General features: G+C 58.0%; 9 protein-coding genes. All 9 read left to right on the forward strand.

Features of this window, described 5'->3' with window-relative positions:
• Positions 1–332 precede the first annotated feature (332 nt).
• The 9 genes from ACF8AM_RS06930 (at position 333) to ACF8AM_RS06970 (ending at position 9,269) form a co-directional block, all read left to right on the forward strand.
• Positions 333–1,961, forward strand: coding sequence for a Y-family DNA polymerase (locus tag ACF8AM_RS06930; protein ID WP_392554934.1), 1,629 nt, complete (start codon positions 333–335; stop codon positions 1,959–1,961).
• Between the two features lie 151 nt (positions 1,962–2,112).
• Positions 2,113–4,848, forward strand: a complete 2,736-nt coding sequence (locus ACF8AM_RS06935; protein ID WP_392554926.1) for a DUF1592 domain-containing protein — start codon at positions 2,113–2,115, stop codon at positions 4,846–4,848.
• A 63-nt stretch (positions 4,849–4,911) separates the two neighbouring features.
• The gene (locus tag ACF8AM_RS06940; RefSeq protein WP_392554927.1) at positions 4,912–6,315 is read left to right on the forward strand and encodes a DUF1552 domain-containing protein; all 1,404 of its coding nucleotides are present in this window, start codon (positions 4,912–4,914) and stop codon (positions 6,313–6,315) included.
• Between the two features lie 90 nt (positions 6,316–6,405).
• A complete protein-coding gene (locus ACF8AM_RS06945) occupies positions 6,406–6,522 on the forward strand; it encodes a DUF1589 domain-containing protein (RefSeq protein WP_392554928.1) in 117 nt (38 codons plus the stop codon).
• Positions 6,523–6,641: 119 nt separating this feature from the next.
• Positions 6,642–6,830 (forward strand): DUF1589 domain-containing protein, encoded by a 189-nt coding sequence (locus ACF8AM_RS06950; RefSeq protein ID WP_392554929.1) that lies wholly within the window; start codon positions 6,642–6,644, stop codon positions 6,828–6,830.
• An 86-nt stretch (positions 6,831–6,916) separates the two neighbouring features.
• Complete coding sequence (locus ACF8AM_RS06955; protein WP_392554930.1) at positions 6,917–7,369, forward strand: acyl-CoA thioesterase; 453 nt, start codon at positions 6,917–6,919, stop codon at positions 7,367–7,369.
• The gene (locus ACF8AM_RS06960) at positions 7,359–7,820 is read left to right on the forward strand and encodes a hypothetical protein (protein WP_392554931.1); all 462 of its coding nucleotides are present in this window, start codon (positions 7,359–7,361) and stop codon (positions 7,818–7,820) included. The genes ACF8AM_RS06955 and ACF8AM_RS06960 overlap by 11 nt, the downstream gene beginning before the upstream one ends.
• A gap of 75 nt (positions 7,821–7,895) precedes the next feature.
• Entirely contained in the window at positions 7,896–8,354 is a 459-nt protein-coding gene (gene ndk / locus ACF8AM_RS06965) for a nucleoside-diphosphate kinase (protein WP_392554932.1), read from the forward strand.
• Positions 8,355–8,393: 39 nt separating this feature from the next.
• Positions 8,394–9,269: a hypothetical protein gene (locus tag ACF8AM_RS06970; protein ID WP_392554933.1), complete on the forward strand. Its 876-nt coding sequence runs from the start codon at positions 8,394–8,396 to the stop codon at positions 9,267–9,269.
• The last annotated feature ends 67 nt before the right edge of the window (positions 9,270–9,336 follow it).

Genomic DNA, 9,336 nt, shown 5'->3' on the forward strand with positions numbered 1-9,336 from the left:
AACGTCGACACGCCGAGAGAACCCTCCGCGCCAACCCAAACGCCGCGCCGCCGGATAATGCCCCCTCCGCACTTCCCTCTCCCTCCCAAAGGGCTGATCGAAACACCTCTCCCACCACACCTCGCCCAACCTTGGGGAAAGTCGAGCCAAGCACCTCTCCCTCCAAACTTCACCTTCCCACTGGGAGGGTCGAGCGAAGCGAGGGGAGGGCCGAGCCTGAACTCCCCACTCCCCCACCCAGCCCCCAAGTCGCCACCGCGCCGCTGATCCTCTGGCACGCCGACCCACGTCGTGGACGGATCGTGGCAGCCAACTGCCCCCGCGCCGCCGCGATGGGCGTGCGTCTGGGCATGCCCATCGCGCAAGCCGTCGACATCACCAACACCCTGGCCGAGCAACACAACAACAGTCGCAGCGTCGCGAACCGAACCGTCCCACCGGTCCCACCCGCGATCATCGATGAACACGATCGCGTCGCAGACCGTCGTGCATTGCATTCCTTGGCCACGGAACTGCAGAGCCACCTGTGCCCGCAGATCGCACTGGAAACACTCGACCGATTCAAATGGGCCGGACGCTTTCGCCATGACCCTGAGGCGCTGGTCGCTGAGATCGACGGGGTCACTCATCTGTTCGGCGACGAACCTGGCTTGCTCGCCGCCGCGGCCACGATTCTCAAACGCCGTCACTTGAAAGCCCGTTTGGCGATCGCCAGCACACTCGGTGCGGCTTGGGCGCTCGCCAATCACGCTCCCTCTCAAACGCAAACCAAAGATCCTGCCAAAAACAATTTCGATTTTTTCTTGGCACCCGCTGATCGCCCCCGCGAGGCCCTGCAAACGCGGCCACCATCGGCTTTGCTTTTGAACCCCAAGGACGTGGAAACCTTGCAACGACTGGGAATCGAAACCATCGGTTCCCTGTTGCAATTGCCGCGCAGCGGATTGGCCACTCGCATCGGTCATGGGTTGTGCCACCGGATTGCTCAAGCACTCGGCGAAGTCGAAGAACCCATCCTCGCAATCGACATTCCAACCGAGCACACCGCCGCACTTGAATTGGAATACCCAACCGACGCCCTCGACCTGATTCGCGACCGGATCACTCGTTTGATCGAAACCGCCACCGCGTCTTTGCGTCCACTGGACCGAGGCGTGCTGCGTTTGAGATGCCAAGTCGACTTCACCGAGTCGCCCCCCGTGACGCTCGAATCCGGACTGTTCTCGCCGACATTGGACCTGGACCACCTCAGCAATCTGATGATCGGCGCGTTTGAATCGCATGCCTGCCAATCCAAAGTCACGCACCTTCGATTGGACGTGTTGCAAGACGCGATGCTGGCCAGCACACAACCGTCCATCTTTGGCCCCGGCTTCGAAAACGACACCCAAACCGACTGGACGCGTCAAACCGACATCGCTCGTTTGATTGATTCTTTGAGCGGCCGCCTCGGCGAAGATTCCGTACGAGGTGTTCGCATCAATCGCGATCCGCTTCCCGAGGACACGGTGTCGGATTATCCGATGACACAATCCCGCAGTCGCAAACTTGCCACCCCACAGAGTCGACGCCGCTCGAAATCCAAGTCTTCCACGAAAACAGAAGACCGTGATGAGGCTCGCCTTCGCTCCCGCGACGCAACCCGCAATGGAGCACCAACTTCCCATGACGCCGGACGTCGGCCACTTCAATTGCATCCCACACCCCAACGTCTCATTCCTTTAAGCCATGACCAATCGCCTCTGAATGAAAATCAATTCCCCCCCCGATTTCGATATCGCGGTCGCATCTGGGAAGTGCATCAACATTGGGGCCCAGAACGAATCGAAACGCGATGGTGGCAAGGTTCTATGATTCGTCGTGATTACTTTCGAGTGGAATTAGCAAACGGTGCGCGTTGGTGGGTTTTTTGTGACCTCAATCGCCCCACTGAATGGCAACTTCATGGATGGTTCGATTGAAACCTCTTGCACTCTCAGTCATAATCAAGCTTCACTGGAACGAGCGTAGAAAGTCCCCACCTTTTGCTTTTGACTCCACATTGGCTTGGTCTCATCGTCGACCTTGTCCTGTCGTGGACGCTCCTCCGTCCCACCTTCCATACGGCCACTGATGTTCGCCCCACCATTCCATGCGAGTGCGCGTGCTCTGCTTGTCTTGCTTTGTTGGTGGTGCCTCTCGGGATCCAGTCTGACGGCGGAAGAACGTTCCACCGTCTCCACTTCCTCGCGGTCGCTCGACGAAATCAAACATCACGGCGCGAGTCGTTCGAAATACCTTCAACCCGTCACCAAGCCGACGGAAGTCAAAACACCCACCGCCGACCTCCAGACCTTTCGCGACGTGATCGCTCCTATTCTGGAAGAGTCCTGCATCGACTGTCATGGCCCCGGCAATGTCGAGGGCAACATCCAAATCGACACGCTCGATCCAAACCTGCTCGAAGGCGACGACGTGGACTGGTGGGTCGAAGTCTTGGCCGTGCTCAACAACGGTGAGATGCCGCCGCCAGACGAACTCGAGATGGACGATGAAGACCGCCGCACCGTCGTCGAGTGGTTGTCAGGTGAAGTTCAAGTCGCCTCCACCTTTCGACGTGCCACCAGCGGCCACTCGTCCTTCCGACGCCTGACACGCTACGAAACCAATCACGCACTGCAGGACCTTCTCGGACTGCCTTACGAATTCGCCAAAGACCTGCCTCCCGAAGCCCACTCGGATGACGGTTTTCAAAACAGTTCCGAGATGTTGCACATGTCGGTCAAGCATCTGGAAACCTACCGACAACTGGCCCGGCAAGCTCTCGACCGAGCCATCGTGTTGGGCGAACAACCTGCTCCGATCCATTGGAGCATCAGCATGAAACAAAACAGCCAGATCGATTGGCACCAACAACAATCCAAACTTGATCAACTGGCTGAAAAACTCAAGGACGATCCTGAAAAGCAAAAGCAAGAAGTTGACGCGCTCCGCGATACTTTTCAAAAAACTCCACGAGACACTCATTACCGCAACCTCACCAACGGGCAAAAGGTCTCAGCAAGCTGGGCCTACCATGGTGCACGCTATGCAAAGAGTCCCGAAGATGCACCGCGAGTCATGCCGCCCACCTTCGATCATGTCGCGGTGTTGCCTGGTGGTCGAAATCAAAAGCTAATCGTGGAACTGGGCGATCAAGTTCCTGACCAAGGCATCCTGCGAGTTCGCGTTCGAGCCGCTTGGTTGCGTGATCAAGACACTTCCAACGACGAATCACACCCGCCAAGTCTGCAATTGGAATTTGGTTGGCGAGCCAGCAACGAAGGCCGTGCCGACATGCGTGTCAGCCTCGCTGACCAACAGGTGACCGCCTCCCCCGACGAACCACAGATCTACGAATGGGATGTTCCGCTGGGCGACATCTACCCACGCAACTCCGTCCGCGGAGCCTCCAAGATGGGAGCCATGCCCAGCCCTTCCGAGTACATCCGGTTTGTCAACAGTTCGGTGTCCAAGGAAGCCATTCAAATCGACCATGTTGAAGTCGTCGCTCCCGTCCACGACCAGTGGCCTCCCGAATCGCACCAACGAATTTTCTTTGCCAGTGAAAATCGCGACGATGAACAGCAATACGCAAAAGAGGTCCTGACGTCGTTCATGCATCGAGCCTGGCGGCGACCTCCAAGCGATGCGGAGGTGCAACGAAAACTCAAACTGTTCACCACGATTCGCGACCAATGCGAATCCATGGAAGAAGCCACCTCCGAAGTTCTGGCGTCGATCCTTTCCTCGCCCAACTTTCTGTATGTCGTTCGTGCTGGCGAAAACGCGTCCTCTGACTTGGGCCCTGACGCCGACCGTTTGACGCCTCATGAACTCGCAACCCGACTGGCGCTGTTCTTGTGGTGCAGTGTTCCCGATTCGGAATTATTGGAACTGGCTGACAATGGCCGACTGACCTCTGCCGAAGAACTGAACCGTCAAATCAAGCGGATGCTGGCGGATCCCAAAGCGGAACGATTCAGCCAGCAATTCGTGCATCAATGGCTCGACCTTCAACTGCTGGACTTCCTCAACGGCGCTGAAACTAAACCCAAAATCAGCCCGTCACTCAAAGAGGCGATGCAGCGAGAACCGATCGCGTTCTTCCACGAAATGTTGCAGCAAGACGAAAGCGTGCTGCAATTCATCCACGCGGATTTCGCGATGGTCAACGAACGTCTGGCACTGCACTACAGAATCCCCAACGTCCACGGCAACCACTTTCGCAGAGTCACGCTGCAATCCGATCCGCGCCGCGGTGGATTGCTGACGCAGGCCGGTTTGCTGGCGATGAACTCGGACGGCACCAACTCACACCCACTCAAACGTGGCGTGTGGTTGTTGGAAAGCATCCTCAACGATCCGCCACCACCACCGCCGCCCGCGGTTCCCGAAATCGACTTGGCCGACCCTGAAATCGCCAAGATGACGTTGATCGAGCGGATGGAAGACCACCGCAATCATCCCGCCTGCATGTCGTGCCATTCCAAAATTGACCCTTGGGGCATCGCTTTCGAAAACTATGACGCGGTCGGCCGCTGGCGTGATTCCATCAATGGCAAACCCGTCGTCGCAACCGCGACGCTGTTCAATCAACAAGAACTCTCCGGCGTCGAAGGCCTCAAACGGTATCTGCTGCAAGACCGCCAAGACCAGTTCGTTCGCGCGATGGTTCACAAATTGGCAACCTTCGGCCTCGGTCGTCCGCTCACGTTTGCGGACCACTCCAGCGTCGATCAAATCACCGCGCAAGTTCGCCAGCAGGGCGATGGCCTCGCCACGATGATTCAACAACTGGTCGCCAGCGACCTGTTTCAATCCAAGTGATCTCCACTCGTTTCGTATTCACACCTCTTTCTTGCCAAGTCCGCAGTCTCCAAGGAACCTTCCATGACTTTGAACCTGAATGGCCTTGACCGCCGCCGCTTCCTTCGCGGCACCGGTGTCGCACTCGCGCTGCCTTTGTTCGAGTCCGTCGCCATGTCTGCGGTGCGAGCATCGGAAGAGAAGCAGGATCCAAAGCGATTGGCTTGCTTCTATTTCCCCGATGGCGTCCCGATGCCATTGCCGGAAGACCCCGCCTACAAAGACTGGTCGTGGTTCCCGCATGGCGCCGGAAACGACTTCACGTTCACAAAGGCTCTGTCGCCGCTGGAACCACTGCGTGACGAGATCAGCGTCCTCTCGGGTTTCTCTCACCCCAAATCACGCAGCGTCCACGGGCACTCCAACGCCGACCAATTCCTGACCGCAGCGGACACGGGATCCAACGGTCCCTACAAGAACAACATTTCGCTCGATCAGATTTACGCCGAGTTCGTTGGCAACCAAACCCGATACTCGTCACTCGTGATGTCCACCGATGGTGGGACGGGCACGCCTCGAGGAACGCACACACTCTCGTTCAATCGGAACGGACGAGCCATCCCTGCCGAGAACCGTCCAAAACGCATCTTTGACATGTTGTTTGTCAAAAGCAACGAAGATGCGGCGCGGCGACTCGCTCTCAGCCAAAGCGCATTGGACGACTTGCTCGCCGATGCACGCTCCCTTCGCAAAACGCTTTCTTCCAACGATCAGTCCAGCCTGGACGAATACCTTGACTCCGTCCGTGAAGCTGAGATCAAAGTCGAAAAGGCAAAGCACTGGCTCAACACACCACTGCCAACCGTCGACGCAGATCACTTGAACCTCAACCTGACTCCGGACGAACCGCGTCAGTATTTGCAGACGATGTTCGAACTGATTTATTTGGCCTTCAAAACGGATTCCACACGCGTCGCCACCTACCAAATCGGTCGTGAAAACGGTGTGGGAATCAGCGACCACTTGGCTCGTGCCGTTGGTTTCAGCCTCGCTCACCAACTCTCGCACGAAACCAAGAACCCAGGCGGCTGGAAAAATTTCGCGATCTATTGCCAATTCCTCAACGAGGAATTCGGACGCTTCGTCGGCAAGCTCAAAGAGACCGCCGAACCTGCCGGACGTGGATCGATGCTCGACAACACCTTGTTGCTATTCGGGTCCGCATCGAGTGCCTTCCACTTGTCACGCAACTACCCGTTGATCTTAGCCGGGGGGAAGAACATGGGATTCAAGCACGGGAAGTACGTCAACAAAGCAGGCTCCAATCCACAGGGTGGTGCTTGGGAAGGCGGCCGCGAACCGTGGCAACAAGAAATCTCGCACGAGGATCGACCGCTTTCCAACTTGTTCGTCACCATGCTTCAGCAGCTTGATGTTCCCGTCGAGTCGTTCGCCGACAGCGACGGGAAAGTCACCGAACTGATCTGAAGTTGCACCTCCCGTAGCCAGATTCCCAACCCGACGCGTCAGCGAGGGACCACTCCAACGTAGGCCAGGTGATCACCTGGCACCCAGCCGATGCTTTGGAACAAAGCGAGCCGTCCAACCACACCCGCAAGACCCAACGACGTCCGTCCAATCACCCGCCAGGTACAACCTGGCCTACACCGCCCCCGACACAACCCGCCGCGTTAGCAAGGCCGCCCCAGCCGGAGCCGGATTCACCAGAATTCGGACTCCCCAACTCCACAACCCGAACGCGTCAGCGAGGGACCACTTCAACGTAGGCCAGGTGATCACCTGGCACCCAGCCGATGCTTTGGAACAAAGCGAGGCGTCCAACCACACTCGCAAGACCCAGCGACGTCCGTCCAATCACCCCGCCAGGTACAACCTGGCCTACAACGCCCCCGTCACAACCCGCCGCGTTAGCAAGGCCACCCCAACGTAGCCGGATTCGCCAGAATTCGGATCTCACCACGTCGACGCATCCGAATTCTTGACGAACCCGGCTACAACGCTTCTGTGACACCGCGATAGGATGACTTTGCCAACTCTTCGCTCGCCGATTTACAACCAAACCTCGCGCATGCCTCACGCTTTCTTCGACCTGCACCACACCGTCGCCGACGATGAGATCGACGCCCAGCAACACGTTCACAATCTGCGTTATTTGCAGTGGACGTTGTGGGCCGCCCGCGACCACAGTGCCGCCGAGGGCTGGGACGCGGCCGCCGCACTGAAAGACGGGTTGGGCTGGGTCGTTCGAGGACACGACATCACCTACCGAGCGGCGGCGCTCGCGGGCGATGAGCTGATCATTCGGACGTGGATCCCAAGCTGGAATCGATATTCCTGCCAACGACATTACTTGGTGACTCGTCCGGCCGACCAAACGGTGCTGGCCAAAGTCCAAACACGTTGGGTCTTCGTCGATTTGAATCGGCACCGGGCGATCGAGATTCCTCCTGCCGCGGTTGCCGCGATCCAGGTCTGCGAGACGCCTCCGCCACCCCCCTGGGCCGACTCCGATGACACCTGATCAACGACTGAAATGGTTCCTGCGAACCATCGGCATGACTGCTTTGCTGGCCTTTGCCGCCGCGATCATGCCCGAAAAATGGATGATCGAGATCGCACAGGAACTCGGCATCGATCCGTTCCCGGAATCGCCGTTGACGTTTTATCTGGCTCGCAATTTGTCCCTGCTGTACGGGTTTGTTGGCGCGTTGCTGTGCATTCTTTCCGCCGACTTGCCACGGTATCGCGATCTGATCCGCTGGGCCGCACTTGGAACCATCGCATTTGGATTGCTGCAATGGATCGTCGATGCGATGTCAGGATTGCCCGGATGGTGGACAATCGGGGAGGGCGGTTCGACATTGGCCGGCGGGCTGTTTTTACGGTGGTTGGAACGAACCGCCCGAGCATCCAACCCTTCGCCATCCCAGGCGGACGGGGCCGTGGCGGGTTCCGACGAAAGCCTGTGTTGAGTATTTTTCTGCTCCGCCGAGTCTGTTTGGCGAATTTCCCGTTTTCAAAACCTTCTGAACCCTTGTGTTTCTGTCATGCAACGCACCCTCGTCTTGCTCAAACCTGATTGTGTCCAACGCCGTCTGATCGGTGACGTTCTGTCCCGATTCGAAGCCAAGGGATTGCACATCGTTGCCATGAAGCTGTTGCAAGTGACGCCTGAACTGTCCAAGCAACACTATGCCGAACACGTCGAAAAACCGTTTTACCCCTCGCTGGAAGAGTTCATCACCTCGGCTCCTGTCGTGGCGATCGCCCTGGAAGGCCTGGAAGTCATCCGCGTCGTCCGCGACATGCTCGGCGCCACCAACGGTTTGCAAGCCGCTCCTGGCACCCTGCGTGGTGACTACAGCAGCAGCCGCCAAATGAACTTGGTGCACGCCAGCGACAGCGAAGAATCGGCGAAGCGTGAATTGGACCTGTACTTCAACGCCGACGAATTCTGCGACTACTCGCTCGTCCTGACGCCTTTCATGCGTGCCGACGATGAATAGTTATAATTTGGGTTCCCTCCTTCCCACCTGAGGCAACCCATGTCGCTGTTTGAGTCACCGCTTTCCTTCCGATCGGCCGTTCAACGATTTGTTGGCGGCCTGCTGTTCTCTTTCGGATTGCTCTCCATTTCGCTCGCGACCGCGACCGCTCAAGGCTTTGGCAACAACGCCGCAGCGGGTGGCACCAACGAGGTCACCTCGTTCCGCGGTAAGCTGGTTTCCTACCGCGGTATGATCCTGACGATCGAGCGGGAAGACGGCACCCAAGTCATGGTGCAGACACCTGACTCCATCTCGCAATTGACCTTCATTGCAAAAGCCTTGCCGGCGTACTTGCGGCCTGGCATGTTGGTTCGTTTCCAAGCCAACCTGGGCCCGGCTGGCACTCCACTAGAACCAGTCAGCAAACTCGAACTGTTCGCGCCCGTCAACGTGAAGTTGCTCAAAGGCCGTGAGCGAGAAAAGTTTCAACCGGGGGTTCACCCCAGCAACCCACCGCAACGCGGCAACGCAGGTCCACCGACTGGCCCGGTGACCGTGGTTGGCAACCTGATGGCTCTCAACCCGCAAGGCGGCGTGGCTCTGCGAGCGGGCAATGTTCCGGTGCAAACGATGACATCGCCGGACCTGGAACTGCAACTTCGCGTCAACAACCTGTCGCTCGCCCAACCGGGTGACGCCGTCGACGTGCGAGGGTTCTACCAACCGCCAGACGACACCAAGGTCAAAGCCGAATCGATCCAGATCACAACCGATCGCGTCTACGGCGAAACGCCTCCGCCGACCGAACGACGTTCGCGAAGAGGCAAACGAGGCGAGCCAGACCAGGACGAAGCCGCGGAAGCTGAGAACGCCGACGAAGCCCAACCGGAAGAAGGCGGATCACTCGGACTTCCAGCCCCCGAATCCGAGTGAATGCCTCGCAGCCGAATTCGGCTACCAAATCACAACTCGATCAGCGAGGGATCACGTGACATTGCAA

Source organism: Rhodopirellula sp. JB055, from assembly GCF_043100905.1.
GTDB lineage: Bacteria > Planctomycetota > Planctomycetia > Pirellulales > Pirellulaceae > Rhodopirellula.

What these genes read in the sequence shown, in the direction of transcription:
- ACF8AM_RS06930 (WP_392554934.1), top strand. Translation starts at nt 333, where the DNA reads ATGGGCGTGCGTCTGGGCATGCCCATCGCGCAAGCCGTCGACATCACC.
- ACF8AM_RS06935 (WP_392554926.1), top strand. Translation starts at nt 2,113, where the DNA reads ATGTTCGCCCCACCATTCCATGCGAGTGCGCGTGCTCTGCTTGTCTTG.
- ACF8AM_RS06940 (WP_392554927.1), top strand. Translation starts at nt 4,912, where the DNA reads ATGACTTTGAACCTGAATGGCCTTGACCGCCGCCGCTTCCTTCGCGGC.
- ACF8AM_RS06945 (WP_392554928.1), top strand. Translation starts at nt 6,406, where the DNA reads ATGCTTTGGAACAAAGCGAGCCGTCCAACCACACCCGCAAGACCCAAC.
- ACF8AM_RS06950 (WP_392554929.1), top strand. Translation starts at nt 6,642, where the DNA reads ATGCTTTGGAACAAAGCGAGGCGTCCAACCACACTCGCAAGACCCAGC.
- ACF8AM_RS06955 (WP_392554930.1), top strand. Translation starts at nt 6,917, where the DNA reads ATGCCTCACGCTTTCTTCGACCTGCACCACACCGTCGCCGACGATGAG.
- ACF8AM_RS06960 (WP_392554931.1), top strand. Translation starts at nt 7,359, where the DNA reads ATGACACCTGATCAACGACTGAAATGGTTCCTGCGAACCATCGGCATG.
- ndk (WP_392554932.1), top strand. Translation starts at nt 7,896, where the DNA reads ATGCAACGCACCCTCGTCTTGCTCAAACCTGATTGTGTCCAACGCCGT.
- ACF8AM_RS06970 (WP_392554933.1), top strand. Translation starts at nt 8,394, where the DNA reads ATGTCGCTGTTTGAGTCACCGCTTTCCTTCCGATCGGCCGTTCAACGA.